We start from the raw sequence: 20,837 nt of genomic DNA, 5'->3' as shown, positions 1-20,837 counted from the left end.
ATTTATGAACTACTATGTCAAAGCATCTATGTATCTACTAGAAGATGGTGTTCGTGAGGGTGGATATTTACATATTGTAAATGGCTACTTTCTAAAACATGTTGAAGAAATAGTAGACGGAGCGTTAGTAATGGATTTTGAAGGAAGTATTATTTCTCCAGGATTTGTGGATACACATATTCACGGTGTAGCGGGACATGATGTAATGGATAGCACATATGAATCGTTAAACAATATTTCTATTATGTTATTGGAAAATGGTGTTACGAGTTTTTTACCTACAACATTAACTGATTCTTCAGAAAATATAATGAAAGCTTTAAAAAATATAGCTCATGCAAAAAAAAGAGGAGTGGATGGGGCCAATATTATTGGAGCTTTTCTGGAGGGACCTTGTTTTACGGAGGTCTATAAAGGTGCACAAAACTCTAAATATTTTATTGATCCAACCATTGAAATGTTAGAGGAGTGGATTGTTGCATCAGAAGGGACAATTAAAAAAATTGCCATGGCACCAGAGAGGAAAGGTGCTATTGCGTGTATACATCATGCTGTGAAAAAGAATATTCATGTAGCAATTGGGCATACGAATGCAAACTATGAGATATGCCAGAATGCGATTCAAGCAGGAGCGACGATTTTTGTGCATACGTTTAATGGAATGAAAGGATTACATCACCGTGAACCTGGCGTTGTTGGAGCGGTACTCTCAACTGAGCATGTGTATGGTGAAATCATTGTAGATGGACATCATGTACATCCAAGCGTAGTGAATATTTTATATAAATGTAAAGGATACGACAAAACTTGTTTAGTTAGTGACTGTATGCGAGCGGGCTTATTAGGGGATGGCACATATAATTTAGGAGAATTTGTTGTCCAAGTGCAAGACGGCATTGCCCGAACAGAGGCGGGTTCTTTAGCAGGAAGTACACTTCGATTTATTGATGGTGTGAAGAATATAGAGAAATGGACAAATGCATCGTTATGGGAATGTGTTCATATGGGATCGTTAATTCCTGCTAAAAGTATTGGAGTTGATAATGAAATTGGAAGTATAGCACCAGGGAAAAGAGCTGATTTTCTTATATTAACAGAGGATTTAGATCTTATAGGAACAGTTGTAGGGGGAGAAATGAAATATAAAAAGAATAAAGAGAGGATTTGAGAGTATGCTTGTTTCAACTCAATTTATACTGAGAAATGCACAAGAACAGGGTTATGCGGTTCCGGCTTTTAATATTCATAATTTAGAAACTTTAAAAGCAGTAATTGAATCCGCAGTAGAGCTTAGGTCACCTGTTATTATAGCTGCTACACCAGGCACAATAAAATATATGGGAAAAGAATATCTTTTGCATATGATTGAAGCAGCGAGAAAGCAATATGAAATACCAATTAGCCTACATTTAGATCATCATGAGGATATAAGTGATATTAAAAATTGTATTGATTCAGGAGTTCGCTCTGTTATGATTGATGCATCGCATCATCCATTTGAAGAGAATATTCAGATTGTTCAGGAAGTTTCGTTGTATGCAAAACAATATGGAGTAACAGTAGAGGCTGAATTAGGGCAATTATCAGGAATAGAAGAAGATATAAAAGTAGAAAACTCAATTTATACAGATCCTTACCAAGCGAAAGAATTTGTAGAACGCACGAATATTGACTCATTGGCAGTTGCAATTGGAACGGCACATGGACTATATAAAGGGGAACCAAAATTAGATTTACAAAGATTAATAAATATCAGAAAGCAAGTCAATATTCCTCTTGTACTACATGGGGCATCTGGATTATCAGACAGTTTAGTGCAAGAAACGATTCGTTTAGGAATTTGTAAAGTAAATATTGCAACAGAGCTAAAAATTGCATTCGGAACAGCATTACGCCATTATCTACATTCTCATCCAGAAGAAAATGATCCGCGTAAATATTTTTCAGATGCAATTATGGCGATGAAACGGGTTGTTGCAGATAAAATAAAGATGTGCAAAAGTTTAAATCGTGTGTAAGGAGATATTCTTATGATTGCGACAATTACATTGAATCCATCTGTTGATATGCGATATGAATTAGGAGAATTAAAACTAAACAAAATACATCGTACGAAAGACTATGAAAAAACTGCGGGTGGAAAAGGCATTAATGTATCGAGAGTACTTCGTTTGCTTGGAGAAGAAGTAACAGGAGCTGGGTTACTTGGTGGTAGTAATGGTGAGTTCATAAGAAAAAGATTGAAAGATTTATCGATTATTGATGAGTTTGTTTCCGTTAAAGAAGAAACTCGCAATTGTATAGCGTTAATCACAAAAAAATCTGCGTCAGCTACTGAAGTATTAGAAGCAGGACCAGCTATTTCAGAGGATGAAATAGCTCTTTTTATAAAAAAATATGAAAGGATAGTAAAAGATTTTGAGTTTATTGTTGCATCGGGAAGTTTACCTAAGGGTATTCCAAATTCATTTTATCAACAGTTGGCACAAAAGGCGGCTGAAAACGGTAAAAAATTCATATTAGATACAAGTGGAGAACCATTATTGCATGGCATACAAGGAAAACCATTTTTAATTAAACCAAACAGGCAAGAAATTTGTCAGTTGCTTCAAAAAAAACGTGTGTCACAGGAAGAAATGATTGCGGAAGCAACTAAAATCTGCGAGGGGGGCGTGCAGTATGTTTTGTTATCACTTGGAAGAGAAGGAGCGATACTTATTACGAAAGATGAAAGCATAAGGGCAATTATTTCAGAAATAAAAACAATCAATGCCGTTGGCTCAGGTGACGCAATGGTTGCAGGAATAACGTTAGCACTCGCAAAGGGGTATGGGATAAAGGATGCACTTCGTTTTTCGGTGGCGTGTGGAATGGCTAACGCAGCTGAGGAAATAACAGGTTACATACAGCTTAAAAATGTAGAGAATTTCTATAATGAAATTACAATTGTCTAAAAGTAGGAAGGGGAGAAATATGGGGAAGTACGTTGCTTGTTTTGATATTGGAGGAACTTTTATAAAATATGCAATGATTGATGAACAAGGAATGGTACATGAACAAGGGAAAATAACAACACCAGTACAAAATCAAAAGAAAGAAATTTTGTATCGCATTTGTGAAGTAATATATGAGTTTGAAAAGAGCTATAAAATTCATTCTGTAGGTGTATCATCGTGTGGGATTATTGATAATATCAAGGGGGAAGTTCTGTATTCTGCCAATATTTCGGGATATAGCGGTACAAAAATAGCAGATTACATTTATAGTGAGACAGGGTATGTGGCGAGTATTGAAAATGATGTTCGTTCAGCTTGTCTCGGTGAAATGTGGAAAGGAGTAGGGCAGGGGAAAGAACATATTGTTTTAATCACACTTGGAACCGGAATTGGTAGTGGAATCATTATAAATGGCAAAATGCTTCAGGGAGTGAAAGGATTAGCAGGAGAGCTTGGTCATATGATAATTGTTCATAATGGAGAAAAATGTAGTTGTGGCGGAGAGGGATGTTATGAGAGATATGCATCGACTTCGGCATTGATTCGTCAGTATAAAGAAGCATCAAAAATTCAAGGGCTAGAGATAGGTACAATCACAGGTGAAGAAATTATAGAACGTATGTACAGAGGAGAACGATTGGCAAAGGATGTATATGAACAGTTTCTACAGTATGTTGTTGCTGGTTTAGTAAATATTACTTATATATTTAACCCCGAATTAATTATTATTGGGGGAGGTATTACAGAGCAAGGTGAACCATTTTTGAAACAAATTCAAGAAAGGTTCCATGACAAAATAATGGATATCTATCAAAATAAGGTGGAAATCGCTTTAGCATCATTACATAATGATGCTGGTGTATATGGAGCTTGTTATGTAGCGTTGAATCAATGTGAGGAAAAGTCAATGAATATATAATTTTAGAAGATATTTATCGAGAATAGTTAACACGTAGAGCTTTTTATTTTTAAACAACCATTATCTTGTTTATATATCAGCTGATGGTTGTTTTTGTTTGAAATATTAATAGGAATATACATTTGTTGATGATGTGCTATAAAGTATGTACGGATGTGATTTATCAGTTCGGTTCTCGATTTGAAGTATAAGTCAAAGGGAATAGAATTATGAAGAAATTACCAAAAGTATGGTAAGATAACATTGTCATACAACAAGGGGGATTTGTTTTATGGAAAATGGAGTTCTTGCTAAAGTAGATGTAACGAAAAGAATTGAATCGAAATCTAAGTACAATAAGAAACTTGAAAAATATCAAAGGCGCTTATTAGCGTTGCAGCAAATTGTAAAAGAAGAAAAAATTGCAGTTATGCTCGTTATGGAAGGCTGGGATGCGGCTGGAAAAGGCGGAGCGATTAAACGAGTGACAGAGCACCTTGATCCGCGTGGGTTTCAAGTAAATCCAATTGGAGCACCAGCACCTCATGAGAAACGGTACCATTACTTGCAACGTTTCTGGCGGAAACTACCTCAGTACGGGCAAATTACTATTTTCGATCGCTCGTGGTACGGCCGCCTGTTAGTTGAGCGTGTTGAAGGTTTTGCTACAAAGGAAGAGTGGATGAGAGCGTATGGTGAGATTAATGATTTTGAAAAACTACTAACAGATGATCATTATATAATCGGTAAGTTTTTCTATCATATTAGTAAAGATGAACAGTTAAAGAGGTTTAAAGATAGAGAGAATAATCCTTTAAAAAGATGGAAAATTACAGATGAAGATTGGCGTAACCGTGAAAAATGGGACGAGTATGTTGAAGCAATGGAAGACATGTTTGAAAAAACAAATAAGCCAAATGCAAAATGGCAAATAATCGCGAGCAACGATAAATTATACGCACGTTTGAAAACGTTGAAAGTGATTATTTCGTTAATTGAGGATTATTTTGTAGAGCATGGTATAGAATTGCCTTCTTATTATTATGAAATGAAAGAAGGTAAGACAGAAGGTTTTGAAATGAATCAAGATGTAGTTGTAAAATAGTACAAGGTTTGTTTATGAAATATAAAGTAGAAATACCCTGTAATTTTGAACAATAAAATTACAGGGTGTTTTTTATTTAGAAACATTTTACAAATAACAGAATAAGGTATATAATCAATAATCATATTAACAATGTTAATATAATTATTGATTATATACTATGTGGGGGTCTTATTTTGAAAGGAAGAGATGTTGTTTTAGGTTTGTTGATGGAAAAAGAATTGTCTGGTTATGATATTAAAATTGTGTTTGAAGACGTATTTACTCATTTCTTTGATGGAAGTTTTGGAATGATCTATCCAACGTTACGTCAGTTGGAAAAAGAGGGGAAAATAAAAAAAGAAGTTGTTATGCAAGAAGGGAAACCAAATAAGAAAATGTACTTTATTACAGATGAGGGGCGTGAAGAGTTTTATCAATACATGCAAACGGATGTAGAGAAAGATGTTTTACGTTCAGATTTTTTAATGAGGATGTATTTCGGTAATTATAGCGATGATCAGGCGATAAAAAGATGGATTAAGGACGAAATTGAAAGGAAAGAAGCATACATTGCGGATCTACGTCTGAAATATGAAAAGTGGAGAGAAGGTATTACTTTTGTTGAGGAAATTTCACTCGATGTAGGTATCGCATCGTATAGTGCTCAAGTTGAGACATTGAAAAGAAAACTAGAACAATTAGAAACAAAAAAACAATAAAACAGAAGAATGAAAAACAAGTTCACAATAAATAAAGGGTGGATGAATATGGAGCAATCAAAGGGGATTAAGATTGTCTTTTTAATGTGTTTAGGTATATTTCTTTGTATGATTGATACGACTATTATGAATATAGCTTTACCAGCGATACAAACGAGTGTAAATACTTCATTGGAAAAGATGTCTTGGGTATTAAATGTTTATACAATGACAATAGCAGTACTTGCTATTCCGTTAGGGCGGATAGCTGATATCTTTGGAAAAGCAAAGATGTATATTCTTGGTTTGGTGATTTTTGGTGGCGGGTCAGTACTGTGTGCTTTTGCTAATACGGGAGATTTTCTTATCTTGTCTCGCTTTATACAAAGTGTAGGGGCAGCGATTTTATTTCCAACTAGTATGGTAATTGGTGTATCAGCAATGCCATTAGCTAAGAGGCATGTTGCACTTGCAATTTTAGGTGTAACACAAGGTCTGTCAGCTGCAATGGGACCAGTAATAGGTGGAATTATTACACAAAATTTTGGTTGGAGATGGGTGTTCTTCGTAAATGTTCCAATTTGTATTCTTGGAATCCTTTTATGCTGCACTATGTTAAAAATAAAAAATGAAGAACGTATTATCTCAAAAATAGATTGGGTAGGATTACTATTAAGTAGCTTAGCAATTTTCTCTTTTACTCTCATATTAGTAAAAGGAAATACATGGGGATGGCAAAGTAATATAGCTTTGTCTTGCTATGCACTTAGTACTATTTCTCTTATTCTATTTGTTTTAGTAGAACGAAAGATTCATAATCCGATGGTGAATTTAAATTTATTTAAAGATCGAATGTTTGTCGGAGCATCTATCGTTGTCATATTAAGTAATGTATTTTTAATTGGAGTTACTGTATTACTTCCAACATTCTTAACGAAAATACAAGGTCGAACGGAAATTGAAGCAGCTTTTTTAGTGACACCTATTTCAGCAATGATATTTTTTGTCTCACCAGCTGCAGCAACTTTAATTAAAAAACTCGGAAAAGTAACTATTATTTTATCAGGCTTTCTTGTTATGGGCTTATCTTATTATTGGTTGCAAATGATTGATGTTAATTCAACAAATATAGAAATTATTATTCCATGTATGATATTAGGTGCTGGATATGGTTTAGTAGTAGGACCAATTACAGTTTTAAGTGCGTCTTCGTTTGAAGGAGAATTATTAACTGCTTCTCAAAGTGTTGTGTCAATGTTGCGGCAAGTAGGGATTGTTTTAGCGGTCGCAATATTTGTATCTAACTTAACTCACAACTTAACTGTAAATAAAGAGAATGTATATCGTTATGCAGAAGAAAAGGTGCGTAATATTCATGTGAGTAGTGTCGAGCAAGCTGAGATATTACAAGTAACAAAAGAAAAAATAGAGAATCAAAGTATAGAAACGAATGTAGAAAAGCATCAAAATGAAAAATTTGTAGGGTTAAATAAAGAGAAAAAAGACGAATTAATTCACCAAAAAGTAGATGAAGTATTAAATGCTGTTCCAGTAGAATATAGAGATATAAAAAGAGAAGAAGTTATGAATCAAGTGACAAATGAAGTTGAAAAACAAGAGGAAAGTATAAAGAAAGAAGTACTCGCATTTTCGAATGATGTAAACCATTATGCTAAGAACCAGATGGCTATGAGTTTTACAGATTTATATAAAGCAAGTGTGCCAATTATTTTAATTTGTGCTTTCGTAAGTTTGTTATTTTGGGAAGGGAAAGCTTTGAGTAAAAGAAGGGAAAAAAGGGTAGTAGGGGGATTGGAAGGGAAATAGGCCAAACATGAATTTTATTCTAATTATTGAAAGTTGGCTATTAACAAAGGAAAGAACTCCACGGACGAAACATGAATGGCGGAGTTCTTTCCTTTGTGCTTATAGACATATGTGTCACTATCATGAAGTATTTACTCTCATTCATTATCAGCCAAAGTCAAAGATGAACTGAATAGTATGAATAAGTATTTTTACATACAATGAATAGGTACGTATCAAGTTCAAATATAGGATGCATAATATTACTTTTATAGGATTCTACATATGTTTTCAAGGAGGTTGTATATGTCTATAAAACATATAAATCTGGGGATTCGATTTTTTCTAGAATTATGTGCTCTTGCATCATTATGTTATTGGGGCTTTCAATTTTTTTGGAATGTATATGGGAAATATGTTTTTGGTATTGGTTCACCACTACTTTTTGCAATAATATGGGGGCGGTTCATTGCACCTAAAGCATCATTAAAATTGCCAGAACCATATAGGTTTATGCTAGAAATCATCTTGTTTGGAGTTAGCTCTGTTGCTCTATATGTTGTTGATCAAAAATCTTTTGCTATTATTCTTGCCGTGTTATTTATAATAAATCGCACTTTAATCATTGTCTGGAAACAGTAAATTTACTACAGTATCTATATAAAATTACATGTCATGTAGTTTTATATTGTATTTTAATAATACAAAAGAGTAGTGTTGAAAATTAAGGGATTATTATTTGAAGTGGAGGAGCAACAAAATATGAATAAATTTAAGAGTTAAAAATTTGGGGATTTTGTTGTTCTATAGTACATTAACAAGGGGTATTAGTTTTATAGAGAGGATGAGGAAATGATAGATACAGCAGATGTTTCAATAACTAATCGTATGTACACAGAAGATGAGCAACAAAAATTATACAAACGAACGTTACTAATCGTAAGTATTTCACAAATGTTCGGCGGAGCAGGGTTGGCTGCTGGGATTACAGTAGGTGCACTTCTTGCGCAGCAAATGCTTGGGACAGATGCATTTGCAGGTTTACCGGCTGCTATGTTTACGATGGGATCTGCGATAGCGGCTTTCTTTGTGGGGAAGTTATCGCAAAAGTATGGTCGCCGCGTAGGGCTTGCAGGAGGTTTTATAGTAGGCGGGCTAGGGGCTATTGGAGTTGTGATGGCAGCTTTAACAAATAGTATTATTCTTTTACTAGTTTCTTTACTTATATATGGCGCGGGCACAGCTACAAATTTACAAGCGCGTTATGCTGGAACGGATTTAGCGAATAAGAAGCAAAGAGCAACTGCTATTAGTATTACGATGGTAATGACGACTTTTGGTGCGGTCGCAGGTCCCAATTTAGTAGGTGTAATGGGAAGGTTTGCTCATTCAATTGGAATTCCTGAACTTGCTGGTCCGTTCATATTATCAGCAGCTGCATTTATACTGGCGGGTCTTGTACTATTTGTTATGCTTCGTCCCGATCCGTTACTTATTGCTAATATGATAGAATCATATAAACAAGAACATACATATAAAGGCCAACCGGTAACAGAAGAAGCGAAAGAAAATAAAAGAGGCATTACAGTTGGAGCTATCGTAATGATACTTACTCAAATCGTGATGGTTGCAATTATGACGATGACTCCAGTTCACATGGGACACCACGGTCACGGTTTAAGTGCAGTAGGTCTTGTAATTGGTTTTCATGTAGGTGCAATGTATCTTCCATCTCTCGTTACGGGAATGTTAATTGATAAAATAGGCAGAACTACGATGAGTATAGCAGGTGGAGTAATTTTACTAGCAGCAGGTGTCATAGCTGCGATAGCGCCAAGTGATTCTATAATACTATTAATTGTTGCTTTATCTTTACTTGGCTTAGGATGGAACCTTGGTTTAATAAGTGGTACTGCTCAAATTGTTGATGCAACTATACCTTCTACACGTGCAAAAACACAAGGGAAGATAGATGTGTTTATTGCGTTAGCTGGAGCTTCTGGTGGAGCGATATCAGGAATGGTAGTAGCGAATTCGAGTTATGCAGCATTGTCATTAGCTGGAGGAGTATTAGCTTTCATGCTGATTCCTGTTGTGATATGGTCCCGAAAAGGATAACGAAATTGAAGTGAGGTTCTAGTTACTAACTAGAACCTCTTTTTATAAACTTAAATTAAATCCCACTTCACAATAAGCCCTAAATGCGTAAGACCACCGCCAAATCCGTATAGTAAAAGTGTATCTCCGTTACTTAATTTTCCTTCTTTTCTAGCTAAATCTAGTGCGAGTGGAATAGAGACGGAAGATGTATTCCCCATAAATTCCACACTCGTTAATGTTTTTTGTATTGGAATTTGAGATTTTTCACAAATAGATTCGATCATTCGTAAATTAGCACTATGAGGAATGAACCAGTCTATATCATCCTTTTGCATATTTGCGGTATGTAATAGTTCTTTTATCCCTGTTGGCACCGTGCGTGTTGCCCATTTATATACTTCTCTTCCATTTTGCACGATTTTTTCATTTGTTTGCAGTGGTGTACCATTCATAGTTGTTGTAGATAAGTTTGTTCTGTATAGATGAATACCACCGTCCCCATTTGTTCCCATGTGTGCGGCAATAAAGCTTGGTTTGTTTTCATCTCTTTCTAATAAAATGGCTCCAGCACCATCGCCAAATAAAATGCAGGTCGTTCTATCGGTGTAATCAGTAACTTTTGATAATGTCTCTGTCGCTATGACAAGTACTTTTTTATGTGATCCAGAAGTAATCAAGCTATTACCGACGTGCAAGCCATATGTGAAACCAGCGCAAGTGGCATTTAAATCAAATGCTATTGTATGAGGTATGTTGAAGTATTGTTGTATTTGGCAAGCAACACTCGGGAAAACGTAATCAGCAGTAGTAGTAGCAACAATGATACAGTCGACATCTTCTAAGTTTTTCTTGTATGTTGTACATAAATTTTCAATTGCTTTAATGGCTAAGTGTGAGGAGTATTCGTCTTCGCTAGCAATCCTTCTTTCCTTCATTCCTGTTCTTTGTACAATCCATTCATCATTCGTATCGATCATTTTTTCTAAATCATGATTAGAGAGTATTTGATTTGGAACATGAGTACCAATTGCAGTAATACGAGATTTAGAATTCATAGGAACAGCTCCTAACTTCATTTTATAACCTGATACTAATATCAGGTTATAAAAATGTCAATATAGATTTTTGGTGTATTGAACGACTTAGCTTACTATGAAGGAATTTAGCGAGTGTTGTAAAAAATAATATACGAGAAGTTTTTAAAATTGATAATGAAGTGAGTTGAGCTCCTTGAAAACAGTTTTACGCATGTTGCCTGTTGTCATTATTTGTAGCTTTATTCTTATTATTTTTTCAGAGAAATCTTATGCTTGTGATTGTATTAACGTATCAGCAGAAGAGGCCTTTCAAAAAAACGATGTAGTGTTTGAGGGAAAAGTAATTGAGGTTGGAAGGAAAGAAGGGGTTGGAATTGAAGTATTATTTGAAGTGAAGAAGATTTGGAAAGGGACAAATTCTTCGCAAATTATTGTATATACAAATGGTGGTGATTGTGTATTTCACTTTGTGGAAGGAGGAGAGTACTTAGTATATTCTTCTCAAAGAGGATTGGAAAAACAATTACACACAAATAGTTGTAGTAGAACGAAGAGATTAGATGAGGCAGGGGCGGACAAAGTAACTTTAAGTCAAATTGCAAAAGAATCTGTTCCGACAAAGAAAGTCGATTTGAAAGGTGGCATGTTGAACGGTTTAAGCTGGTGGCAAATTCTTACTCTTTCTGTAGGTCTGTTACTGATAGTAGCTCTTGTGATTTTTATTGTAAGAAAAAAGCGCAAAAAATGACGATTAAAGTAAAAATATAAAGATTTTCTTTCAGTTTCTATAGGTGGTTTAACCTTGTGAAAGCGAATTACTTATGCTACACTTTATGTAACTTAAAATGAACGGAGGGGCTTCCTTTGATCTTAATCAGATTACGTCTCAATACTTTGTGCCAATAATTGAATAGCGCTCAAAGGCTCTGTCTGTGTGCAGAGTGAACGGGATTGGTCTGCCTATTTTAAAGGAACCCTTTATTAAGCTTATATGTGAAAAAGAGGGAGGGACGAATACGCCCTCTTTTTGTTTTGCCTTTATAAATAGAATGGGATTGTATAGGTGAACACTTATAGTGGATACGTATACGATCTTGGGACTTTTTAACTATGAGATAGGATGAAAGCACAACTTTCTTCTATTTCTTTGGTGAACCCTTATCCGTTTACGAAAACACAGGCAGCGACCTGTGTTTTTTATTTTACGTAATCGAAATGGAGGAATAAATATATGGAAGAATTATTACAAAGAGCAGTTTTAGTTGGAGTGAATTTAGGTAATGAGGATGATTTTGCATATTCGATGGAAGAGCTAACGAATCTTGCAGAAGCTTGTGATGTAGAGGTAATTGGACAAGTGACGCAAAATTTACAACGTGTAAATCCATCCCATTATATTGGAAAAGGAAAGATTGAAGAAGTAGCAGCCTATGTAAATGAAGTAGGTGCGAATATGGTAATCTTTAATGACGAATTATCGCCTTCTCAAATTCGAAATTTAGAAGCAGATTTAGATTGTAAAGTAATTGACCGTACCATATTAATTTTAGATATTTTTGCGCAACGTGCGAAAACGAAAGAAGCGCAGTTGCAAGTAGAAGTGGCCCACCTTCAGTATATGATGCCTCGTTTAATTGGTCTTCGTGAATCGTTAGGAAGACAGAGCGGCGGTGTTGGTACGAAAAATAAAGGTGTCGGTGAGAAGAAATTAGAGTTGGATCGTCGTAAAATTGAAGAACAAATTTCAGTTTTAAATAAAGATTTAGAAGCTCTTGTTGCGCAGCGTCAAACGCAGCGAAAACAACGTAAGAAAAATGAAATTCCTGTTGTAGCATTAGTAGGTTATACGAACGCGGGAAAATCAACGACGATGAATGCGATGCTTGAAATTTACAATGGTACAGAAGAAAAACAAGTATTTGAAAAAGATATGTTATTCGCGACGTTAGAAACATCGGTGCGAAATATTGATTTGCCAGATAACAAATCATTTTTATTAACGGATACAGTTGGATTTGTAAGCAAATTACCGCATCACCTTGTGAAAGCGTTCCGTTCAACGTTAGAAGAAGTAGCGGAAGCAGACCTACTTATTCACGTTGTAGATTACGCAAATCCAAATTACGAACAGTTAATTGATATTACAAATGAAACGTTAAAGAAAATTGGAGTAGAAAATATCCCAACAATTTATGCTTATAACAAATCAGATATGGTAGATGTTGAAATTCCGAAAGTACAAGAAGACCGCGTTTATTTATCAGCGAAGAAACATATTGGAATGGAAGAACTTGTAGAAATGATTCGCTCACACATCTATAAAGAGTATACGAAGTGTGAAATGTTAATTCCATATGATCAAGGACAGGTAGTTTCTTATTTCAATAATCATGCGCACGTTCTATCTACGAGTTATGAAAACGAAGGTACGAAACTAGAAGTAGAATGTAAGACGAGCGATTACGAAAAGTATAAGCGTTTTGCAATTTAATAAAAAAGGCGATCCTAATATGTGTTAGGATCGCCTTTTTCTTATTCTGTAATAGAGGCCCACTTATAAGAATAAATTCCTGCAAATGGACGAATAACAACACCTTTTACTGTTGGACGCTCTAAATATACAAGACCTGATTGGAAGATTGGAGCAATGGCTGCATCATCTTCAAGTAAGATTTTCTCAGCATCTTGGAACGCTTTCCAACGTGCTGGTAAGTCAGTTACTAAAGTAGAGCTCGTTTTTTCAATTAATTCGTCGTATTGTTTGTTTGAGTAACTCATCTTATTAAACGGTCCGTCTGTAACGAACATATTTAAAAATGTTGTAGGATCAGGATAATCTGGTCCCCATGTAGAAAGTGAAATGTCATAATCACCATTTCCTTCACGATCTAAAAATGCTTTTACTGGAAGTGGTTGTAATGTGATTTTTAATCCAGGTAAGTTTTTCTCCAGCTCACCTTTTAAAAACTCACTAATTTTTTTATCGTTAGATTCATCAGTTGTTATGATTGAAAGGGAAGCGTTTTGTAAGTTTGTTTCTTTTTTCGCAGTTTCCCATAGTGTTTTAGCTTCTTTCACATTTGTTTCTACTTTTACATGACTTGTACTGCGAAAATCTTTATTGTCAGGTCCTTTTACGAATCCTTTCGGAACGAATGCATTCGCAGGTATAGAACCATTATTTAAAATCGTTGTTGCGATTCCTTGTTTATCAAAAGCAAGTGAAATAGCTTTACGAGCATTTTTGTTTGCTAATAAAGTATTCTTTTGACTAAATCGGAAAAACGTCACAGAAGGACGTTCCATTTTCTTTAAGCTCGGATCTTTTTGATATTTATCAACAAACTCTGAATTAATCGTAATTCGGTCTACTTGTTTGCTTTCAAATAAGTTAACGGCTGTTGAAGTATCTTTTACGATATTTACATTAATTTCATTTAGCTTCACATTTTTATTATCCCAGTAGTTCGGATTTTTCGTCATTTTATAACTTGTATCATGTTTCCATTCACTTAATTGGAACGGTCCGTTATACACTACATTTGCAGCTTCAAGCCCGTAATTTTTCCCTTGCGCTTCTACAACTTTTTGGTTTTGAGGATAAAATGTTGCAAACCCCATTAAACCTAAAAAGTATGGAACAGGGTGTTCTAACTGTACTTCAAGTGTTTTATCATCAATTGCCTTTACACCAAATGAATCAATTGGTAATTCTTTTTTATTTATTTTTTCTGCGTTTTTAATATCGAACATAATATGTGCGTATTCAGAAGCAGTTTCTGGATTAACAGCACGTTTCCATGCATATTCAAAATCATGAGCAGTCACTGGATCACCATTTGACCATTTTGAGTCGTGTAATGTAAATATATATGTTTTTCCGTCTTCACTCAGTTTGTACGATTCAGCAGCTGCAGGAACGGGTTTATTGTCAGGACCAGGCATATATAATCCTTCCATTACGTTGTTTAATGCAGCGTAAGAAAATCCATCGGTTGCGATAGATGAATCAAGTGTAGAAATTTCCCCAGCTTCTACAATGTTTAATACTTGTTTTGAAGATTCTTTTTTCTTTTCTCCGGGAGTTGTTGCCTCTTGTTTTTGACCACATGCTGTTAAAAACATAGATAATGTGATTGAGAGTGCAACGATCCCTTTTGTTTTTTTCTTCATATTTGTCAACCTTCCCTTCATCTCTGCCTTAGTATAAAAGAAAATATAGAAAATTTCTATAAATAAATCCGATAAAGCGTATAGAAAAAATGTATTATGTAAGAAGTGATATTTCTGGAAAAAGAAATGAAACCAGTATAGAATAGAAATGTTTCAAAAGTCAGAATTTATTACACCTACTGTAATAAATATATATTTTGTACAGGAAGGAGAAATACACATATGCAGGCAGTTTCGCAAAAAAACAGAGTAGAAACACCGACAATATATCGAATATTATTTGCGATTAGTTTCGGTCATTTTTTAAATGATTCGATGCAAGCAGTTGTGCCCGCGTTGTTTCCTATTTTGGAAAAAACGATGAATTTATCCTATATGCAAGTAGGGTGGATTGCGTTTGCGTTAAATATGACATCATCGATTATGCAACCGGTTTTTGGTATGTATTCGGATAAGAAGCCGTCACCATTTTTATTACCGCTCGGTATGTTTTCGAGTATGCTTGGGATGATTGGACTCGCGTTTGCACCGAACTTTATTATTGTTATTATTTCTGTTTTATTTATCGGATTAGGTTCCGCAGTCTTTCATCCAGAAGGCGCCCGAGTTGCTTATATGGCAGCAGGGACGAAACGAGGTTTAGCGCAAGCGATTTATCAAGTGGGAGGAAATACAGGTAATTCTCTAGCTCCTATTTTTACAGCGTTAATTTTCGTTCCGCTTGGACAAATTGGTTCTTTAGGTTTTACGGCCTTTGCGGCGGTAGGAATTGTATTATTAATTTTCGTATCAAATTGGTATAGGAATGAATTAGCGACTGGCGCTGTGAGGAGAAAAAAGAGGGCTGCGCTTGAGGCGGAAAATGCGATTGTAAGTACACATATTAAATTTGTTATTTTACTTCTTGTTTTTCTTACTTTTGTACGATCTTGGTACGGTGCTGGTATTGGGAACTTTTATCAATTTTACTTAATTGAGCATTACGGTTTATCGATAAAAAATGCTCAGTATTTCGTATTCGCATTTATGATTGCTGGTGTGTTAGGAACCTTCTTTGGTGGTCCATTAGCAGATCGATTTGGAAAGAAAACAATTATTGTATTTTCAATGCTAGGTTCAGCCCCACTTGCACTTTTATTACCCCACGTTTCGCTCGTATGGGTCATACCGCTATTTTTATGTATCGGTTTTATTAGTTCAAGTAGTTTTAGTGTAATTGTTGTATATGCGCAAGAGCTTGTTCCTGGAAAAGTAGGAATGGTATCTGGATTAATTGTAGGGCTTGCGTTTGGACTCGGCGCTTTAGGCTCTGTAGTTCTTGGGAAATTGGCTGACATATATAGTCTACAATTCATTATGTTACTATGTAGTTGTCTACCATTAATTGGACTTACTTCTTGGTTATTACCAAGTGATAAGAAAACGATAGAATAGGGGATGCACTATGAAATTATGTGAAAATGTTACAGAATTAATAGGAGATACACCTGTCGTCCGTTTATCTAAATTTATTCCAGAAGACGCAGCAGATGTGTATGTAAAACTAGAAATGTTTAATCCATCACGCAGTGTGAAAGACCGTGCTGCCTATAATTTATTGCACGTTGCAGAAGAGAATGGTCTTATCAAACCAGGAGATACAATTATTGAGCCAACAAGTGGTAATACAGGAATTGGTTTAGCGATGAACGCGGCTGCGAAAGGATATAAAGCGATTTTAATTATGCCGGACAATATGTCAAAAGAGCGTATAAATTTATTGAAAGCATACGGTGCAGAAGTAGTTTTAACACCGGCAGAACAAAGAATGCCAGGAGCAATTGCGAAGGCGTTAGAATTGCAAGAGAAAATTCCAAATAGTTTTATTCCGCAGCAATTTGAAAATCCAGCAAACCCGAATATTCATCGTTATACAACTGCACTTGAAATTTATGAACAAATGGATGGAAAGCTTGATGCATTCGTAGCAACTGCTGGAACGGGTGGAACTATTACAGGGACTGGAGAAACGTTAAAAGAGAAACTACCAAACTTATATATCGCAGTAGTAGAACCGAAAGGATCTCCCGTACTATCCGGAGGTGTTCCAGGTCCTCATAAACTAGTAGGAACAAGTCCGGGATTTATCCCGAAAAACTTAAATACGGAAGTGTATAACGAAATTATTCAAATTGCAGACGAAGAGGCTTTAACGACAATGAGAAATTTAGCTAGACAAGAGGGATTATTAGTTGGGCCGTCTTCTGGTGCTTCTGTTTACGCAGCGATTATGATTGCGAAACGATTAGGTGCTGGTAAAAAAGTTTTATGTATTGCACCTGATACAGGTGAGCGTTATTTGAGTATGGGATTATTTGAATGAAAATGATAGAAACCCCTTAATGGTGAAAGAGAGCTATTAAGGGGTTTGTTGTAGGTTATTTAGAGAGGAGAAGCACAATGAAACTATTAAAACCAACATATGAATATAGCAAACAAATTATGGAGTATCGCGATGCGTTTTTACATGCTGATGAACAACCACACGGCAGTAGTTCTTTACAAAATTTTGATTCTCTCGATGAATGGTTTGAAAAAGTGAGTATACAAGAAGCGGGAGAAAACTTACAAGGTAATCGAGTACCGTCTAGCCAATTTTTAAGTTTTGAAAAAGGGGAACTTATAGGTTTTGTAAATATTAGACATCGACTAAACTCAGAATTATTGCGGGAAAGTGGTCATATTGGATATAGTGTCCATCCAAATAAACGTCGCCAAGGTTACGCTACAAAACAACTACAATTTGCATTGGATGAAGCGCAAAAATTAGGATTGCAGAAAGTGTTAATAACTTGTGATAAAGCTAATATCGCTTCGGCTAAAACGATTCAAAAGGTTGGCGGTGTGTTAGAAAATGAAGTAGTTTCTTCTCATACTGGGGAAATTGTACAACGTTATTGGGTAGAAATATGATGTAGTGGAACTTTGAAAAGGGAATAAAATGTGTAATATCGAAATAAATAAAAGAAGTAAGGCTGTAATGCAATTATAGGGGGAAATGAAGTGGGATTAAAAGAGAAAGCAATAGAAATGTCAGAGATTTATAGGAAGAACCCAAAAGTGGAGGCTATTATTTTAGCCGGTTCAGTAGCTAGAAAGCTAGAAGATGAACATTCAGATATAGAACTACATATTTTATGGTCAATGCCACCAGAGAATGAGGATCGTAAAGGGCCTATTAACTATATTGGTGGAACAATTTTGTCATATCATCCTTATGAGGAAGAAGAATGGTCGGAAACGTATTTGACGAAAGAAGGAATTAAATTAGAGATTAGTAACTTTTTAACAGAAACAGTAGAGAAAGTGATTTCGGATGTGGTGGATCAATATGATATAAGTTATGAAAAACAATGTATTGTATCATCCGTGCATGACGGTGTTAGTTTGTATGGAGAAGAGAAAGTACATGCATTAAAAGATAGAGTGGTAGCATATCCAGAAAATCTAGCGAAACGGATGATTTCAGAAAATCTTTGGTTAAGCAATCGCTGGCATAATCGAGAGGCACTTTTAAAACGAAAAGACTGGCTTATGCTATATGATGTTATTTGTGAAGCACAAAGGAATATATTTGGTGTCTTATTTGGTTTGAATAAAATGTATGTACATCACCCGGCGTTTAAATGGATGCCATATAATGTGGAACGAATGATTATTAAGCCTGAAAACTTATATGAGCGTATGGCGAATGCTTTAATAGGAAAACCGGAGTATAGTGTACAGGAGTTAGAAGTGTTAATCGAGGAGCTATTACAGTTAGTAGAACACCATGCTCCGGAATTACATATTGCTGAACAGCAAAAGCGTATTCAATATGCGAAATAAAAAACAAAGAGATGTAACCCTTGTTACAACTCTTTGTTTTTTATTTTACTAATTTCCCCAGTATAGGTAAGCGTTGAATTCTATCACCGAGAATATGTGAAGCAAGTCCACTTGTTAATACGAATAAAAGGTAAACAAGCCCTCCTACAGCGCCACATATAACGACAATGAGAAGTGATTCCATATAAGTTTGTCCAGGAATTAACCATGTTAAAATTGATTTTAATGCCATCACAACAGCAGACATTGCTGCGGAGTAAATTGTAATAAGAAATATTGTTTTTGCTGTCTCACCAATTTTAAATTTCGCAAACTTAACGATGCAGTACAACATAATACTATTGGAAACGAGGTATCCAAGAATGGTTCCAAGTACAGCACCGTGTCCGCCAAATAAATGTAAGAGCGGTGTATTTACTACAACTTTAACGAGAATTCCGGCTGAGAATGCAATCATTGTTTTTCTTTGATAATCGATTCCTTGTAAAATAGCTGCTGAAACTGTGAAAATCGCACTTAATATAGCAGACGGTGCGAATGAAATTAAATATTGTGATCCACCAAGTGCGATTTCAGGATTTACATAAACCATGCGGAATGCATCGTAAGCGATGCTAGCAAGAGCAAATGCAGCCGGGATTGTGAAGAATAACAAGACTTGAAATATCTTTGAAATTTGTTCTTGTAATTCTTCTAATTTCCCGCTTGTATAAGATTTCGTTATAGCCGGAATGATCGTTAAGGAGAATCCAGTTGCAAGTGAAGCTGGAATCATAATTAACTTTTGGGCATAGTTCGTTATATAAGCGAAAACTGCATTTGCTATTTCTAACGGCTCTCCCATCGCTCTAAGGACATCAGCTACAGTATATTGATCTACTAACGTGTAGAGTGGAATTGCGATGCCGACAAATACAATTGGGATTGCATATCGAAGTAATTCTATATAAATATTTTTTAATGGGATATGGGATGCTCTTGATTTTAATTCACCTTCGGGAGGTTTTAACCCATTATATTTTTTCCAGTACATCATTAAAATAGAGACGCTTGCAAGTGCTCCGATAACAGCGCCAAACGTAGCAACTGCAACTGAAGAAGCTACTGAACCCCCTAATAATTTTGAGACGATGAAGCTACCAACTAAAATGAAAACAACACGTGCAATTTGTTCTACGACTTGAGAAACAGCACTTGGTTTCATATGTTGAAAACCTTGGAAATAACCACGTGTAACACTCATAGCTGGTACGATAATAAGTGCAAAACTTAATGCTCGCATCGTAAGTGTTACGTCAGCGATAAATTGTGGATCTGGCGTTTTCGAGCGAATAATAAATTGTGATATGTACGGTGCTCCAATAAATAAAATTAAAAATCCTAAAAAGCCCATAAACAACATTAATTTTACACTAGAATTGTATAATTTTTTGCTTGTACTATAATCACCAAGCGCATTATGCTTTGCAACGAATTTGGAAACGGCAATAGGAATACCCGCTGTTGAAAAGCTTAATAAAATACCGTACCAAGAGTATGCATATCCATATAAAGCAACCCCTTGCGTTCCAACTAGTAATTGAAAAGGGAAGAAGTATATAAAACCTAATATACGTGAAATCATTGTGGCCCCGCTTAATAAAGCAGTTCCTTTTAAAACTTTTGACGTAGACAAATTTCTTTCCTCCTACTCGTGCTGTCTTGCATTCATCGTATACTACTATAAACCTGTTAGAGTAGTTAATATAGTATGGAACATAAATATTCTAATATTATTCATTTAAAAGTCATATTTTGAATTTTTAAATAGAATGTAATACATAAAAATTCAAAATATAAGTTGACACTATTTTTAATGTATGATAAAAATGATAGTAATCAATTCGGAAAATAATATTTGGGCAATGAAAGGGTATAGTAGTGAATATCTCCCTATTTCAGAGAGCTGATGGTTGGTGTGAATCAGTATATAGATTATTCATGAAGTTCGTCCTGGAGCATCTTTCATAAATCTCACATTATGAGGAAATGAAAGACGGTAGTTTATACCGTTATCAAATAAAGTGGTGAAGATTGTTTCACAACTAGGGTGGTACCGCGATATTTATCGTCCCTACGTATTTACGTAGGGACGTTTTTTATTTAGGTCTTACTTTGTTGTGGCTTCATAACTAG

General features: G+C 35.2%; 17 protein-coding genes, 1 pseudogene and 1 other annotated feature. Of the genes and pseudogenes, 15 read left to right on the top strand and 3 right to left on the bottom strand.

The window, feature by feature from the left end:
* Nucleotides 1-4: 4 nt before the first annotated feature.
* The 9 genes and pseudogenes from nagA to LMD38_RS17460 all read left to right on the top strand — a co-directional run bounded on the left by nagA (nucleotide 5) and on the right by LMD38_RS17460 (nucleotide 9,603).
* A complete protein-coding gene (nagA, locus tag LMD38_RS17500) occupies nucleotides 5-1,168 on the top strand; it encodes an N-acetylglucosamine-6-phosphate deacetylase (protein WP_001110428.1) in 1,164 nt (387 codons plus the stop codon).
* 4 nt (nucleotides 1,169-1,172) lie between these two features.
* The gene (locus tag LMD38_RS17495) at nucleotides 1,173-2,018 is read left to right on the top strand and encodes a tagatose-bisphosphate aldolase subunit GatY (RefSeq protein WP_000961489.1); all 846 of its coding nucleotides are present in this window, start codon (nucleotides 1,173-1,175) and stop codon (nucleotides 2,016-2,018) included.
* A gap of 12 nt (nucleotides 2,019-2,030) precedes the next feature.
* On the top strand, nucleotides 2,031-2,954 hold the full coding sequence (pfkB, locus tag LMD38_RS17490) for a 1-phosphofructokinase (protein ID WP_000562120.1): 924 nt from the start codon (nucleotides 2,031-2,033) through the stop codon (nucleotides 2,952-2,954).
* Nucleotides 2,955-2,973: 19 nt separating this feature from the next.
* Nucleotides 2,974-3,915: an ROK family protein gene (locus tag LMD38_RS17485; protein WP_062822334.1), complete on the top strand. Its 942-nt coding sequence runs from the start codon at nucleotides 2,974-2,976 to the stop codon at nucleotides 3,913-3,915.
* Nucleotides 3,916-4,186: 271 nt separating this feature from the next.
* The gene (locus LMD38_RS17480) at nucleotides 4,187-4,999 is read left to right on the top strand and encodes a polyphosphate kinase 2 family protein (RefSeq protein WP_062822333.1); all 813 of its coding nucleotides are present in this window, start codon (nucleotides 4,187-4,189) and stop codon (nucleotides 4,997-4,999) included.
* A gap of 176 nt (nucleotides 5,000-5,175) precedes the next feature.
* Nucleotides 5,176-5,713 (top strand): annotated as a pseudogene (locus LMD38_RS17475) (PadR family transcriptional regulator).
* Nucleotides 5,714-5,748: 35 nt separating this feature from the next.
* Complete coding sequence (locus tag LMD38_RS17470; RefSeq protein WP_062822332.1) at nucleotides 5,749-7,506, top strand: MFS transporter; 1,758 nt, start codon at nucleotides 5,749-5,751, stop codon at nucleotides 7,504-7,506.
* A 285-nt stretch (nucleotides 7,507-7,791) separates the two neighbouring features.
* Nucleotides 7,792-8,127, top strand: a complete 336-nt coding sequence (locus LMD38_RS17465; protein ID WP_000023130.1) for a YrdB family protein — start codon at nucleotides 7,792-7,794, stop codon at nucleotides 8,125-8,127.
* Nucleotides 8,128-8,337: 210 nt separating this feature from the next.
* Nucleotides 8,338-9,603 carry an MFS transporter gene (locus LMD38_RS17460; RefSeq protein ID WP_062822331.1) on the top strand — a complete coding sequence of 422 codons (1,266 nt, stop codon included), beginning with the start codon at nucleotides 8,338-8,340 and terminating at the stop codon, nucleotides 9,601-9,603.
* Nucleotides 9,604-9,653: 50 nt separating this feature from the next.
* On the opposite strand, the gene LMD38_RS17455 is transcribed toward LMD38_RS17460, so the two are convergent.
* Nucleotides 9,654-10,640, bottom strand: coding sequence for a ketoacyl-ACP synthase III (locus LMD38_RS17455; protein WP_062822330.1), 987 nt, complete (start codon nucleotides 10,638-10,640; stop codon nucleotides 9,654-9,656).
* A 175-nt stretch (nucleotides 10,641-10,815) separates the two neighbouring features.
* On the opposite strand from LMD38_RS17455, the gene LMD38_RS17450 reads away from it, so the two are divergent.
* Both LMD38_RS17450 and hflX read left to right on the top strand, forming a co-directional pair.
* Nucleotides 10,816-11,370 carry a cobalt transporter CbiN gene (locus LMD38_RS17450; RefSeq protein ID WP_016717151.1) on the top strand — a complete coding sequence of 185 codons (555 nt, stop codon included), beginning with the start codon at nucleotides 10,816-10,818 and terminating at the stop codon, nucleotides 11,368-11,370.
* Between the two features lie 483 nt (nucleotides 11,371-11,853).
* A complete protein-coding gene (hflX, locus tag LMD38_RS17445) occupies nucleotides 11,854-13,113 on the top strand; it encodes a GTPase HflX (RefSeq protein WP_062822329.1) in 1,260 nt (419 codons plus the stop codon).
* Nucleotides 13,114-13,154: 41 nt separating this feature from the next.
* Here the strand turns inward: hflX and LMD38_RS17440 are convergent, their stop codons facing one another.
* Entirely contained in the window at nucleotides 13,155-14,795 is a 1,641-nt protein-coding gene (locus LMD38_RS17440; protein WP_062822328.1) for a peptide ABC transporter substrate-binding protein, read from the bottom strand.
* Between the two features lie 222 nt (nucleotides 14,796-15,017).
* Between LMD38_RS17440 and LMD38_RS17435 the strand changes: the two genes are divergently transcribed.
* The 4 genes from LMD38_RS17435 to LMD38_RS17420 all read left to right on the top strand — a co-directional run bounded on the left by LMD38_RS17435 (nucleotide 15,018) and on the right by LMD38_RS17420 (nucleotide 18,662).
* A complete protein-coding gene (locus tag LMD38_RS17435) occupies nucleotides 15,018-16,229 on the top strand; it encodes an MFS transporter (protein ID WP_001149408.1) in 1,212 nt (403 codons plus the stop codon).
* 10 nt (nucleotides 16,230-16,239) lie between these two features.
* The gene (cysK, locus tag LMD38_RS17430) at nucleotides 16,240-17,157 is read left to right on the top strand and encodes a cysteine synthase A (RefSeq protein WP_000762262.1); all 918 of its coding nucleotides are present in this window, start codon (nucleotides 16,240-16,242) and stop codon (nucleotides 17,155-17,157) included.
* 77 nt (nucleotides 17,158-17,234) lie between these two features.
* Nucleotides 17,235-17,747 carry a GNAT family N-acetyltransferase gene (locus tag LMD38_RS17425; RefSeq protein ID WP_000771318.1) on the top strand — a complete coding sequence of 171 codons (513 nt, stop codon included), beginning with the start codon at nucleotides 17,235-17,237 and terminating at the stop codon, nucleotides 17,745-17,747.
* Between the two features lie 90 nt (nucleotides 17,748-17,837).
* On the top strand, nucleotides 17,838-18,662 hold the full coding sequence (locus LMD38_RS17420) for a DUF4037 domain-containing protein (RefSeq protein ID WP_000523167.1): 825 nt from the start codon (nucleotides 17,838-17,840) through the stop codon (nucleotides 18,660-18,662).
* A 40-nt stretch (nucleotides 18,663-18,702) separates the two neighbouring features.
* Here LMD38_RS17420 and LMD38_RS17415 read toward each other — a convergent pair whose 3' ends face one another.
* On the bottom strand, nucleotides 18,703-20,337 hold the full coding sequence (locus tag LMD38_RS17415) for a putative polysaccharide biosynthesis protein (RefSeq protein ID WP_062822327.1): 1,635 nt from the start codon (nucleotides 20,335-20,337) through the stop codon (nucleotides 18,703-18,705).
* 220 nt (nucleotides 20,338-20,557) lie between these two features.
* Nucleotides 20,558-20,780: a binding site (T-box leader), on the top strand.
* Nucleotides 20,781-20,837 lie beyond the last annotated feature (57 nt).

It is taken from the genome of Bacillus pacificus (assembly GCF_020861345.1).
Lineage (GTDB): Bacteria > Bacillota > Bacilli > Bacillales > Bacillaceae_G > Bacillus_A > Bacillus_A pacificus.
This window is presented reverse-complemented; position numbering and strand designations above follow the sequence as displayed.

Excerpts from the sequence above, each read along its gene's own strand:
- LMD38_RS17440 (WP_062822328.1), bottom strand. The coding sequence starts at position 14,795 with ATGAAGAAAAAAACAAAAGGGATCGTTGCACTCTCAATCACATTATCT.
- LMD38_RS17465 (WP_000023130.1), top strand. The coding sequence starts at position 7,792 with ATGTCTATAAAACATATAAATCTGGGGATTCGATTTTTTCTAGAATTA.
- LMD38_RS17485 (WP_062822334.1), top strand. The coding sequence starts at position 2,974 with ATGGGGAAGTACGTTGCTTGTTTTGATATTGGAGGAACTTTTATAAAA.
- cysK (WP_000762262.1), top strand. The coding sequence starts at position 16,240 with ATGAAATTATGTGAAAATGTTACAGAATTAATAGGAGATACACCTGTC.
- pfkB (WP_000562120.1), top strand. The coding sequence starts at position 2,031 with ATGATTGCGACAATTACATTGAATCCATCTGTTGATATGCGATATGAA.
- LMD38_RS17425 (WP_000771318.1), top strand. The coding sequence starts at position 17,235 with ATGAAACTATTAAAACCAACATATGAATATAGCAAACAAATTATGGAG.
- hflX (WP_062822329.1), top strand. The coding sequence starts at position 11,854 with ATGGAAGAATTATTACAAAGAGCAGTTTTAGTTGGAGTGAATTTAGGT.
- LMD38_RS17455 (WP_062822330.1), bottom strand. The coding sequence starts at position 10,640 with ATGAATTCTAAATCTCGTATTACTGCAATTGGTACTCATGTTCCAAAT.
- LMD38_RS17460 (WP_062822331.1), top strand. The coding sequence starts at position 8,338 with ATGATAGATACAGCAGATGTTTCAATAACTAATCGTATGTACACAGAA.
- LMD38_RS17470 (WP_062822332.1), top strand. The coding sequence starts at position 5,749 with ATGGAGCAATCAAAGGGGATTAAGATTGTCTTTTTAATGTGTTTAGGT.
- LMD38_RS17480 (WP_062822333.1), top strand. The coding sequence starts at position 4,187 with ATGGAAAATGGAGTTCTTGCTAAAGTAGATGTAACGAAAAGAATTGAA.
- LMD38_RS17435 (WP_001149408.1), top strand. The coding sequence starts at position 15,018 with ATGCAGGCAGTTTCGCAAAAAAACAGAGTAGAAACACCGACAATATAT.
- nagA (WP_001110428.1), top strand. The coding sequence starts at position 5 with ATGAACTACTATGTCAAAGCATCTATGTATCTACTAGAAGATGGTGTT.
- LMD38_RS17495 (WP_000961489.1), top strand. The coding sequence starts at position 1,173 with ATGCTTGTTTCAACTCAATTTATACTGAGAAATGCACAAGAACAGGGT.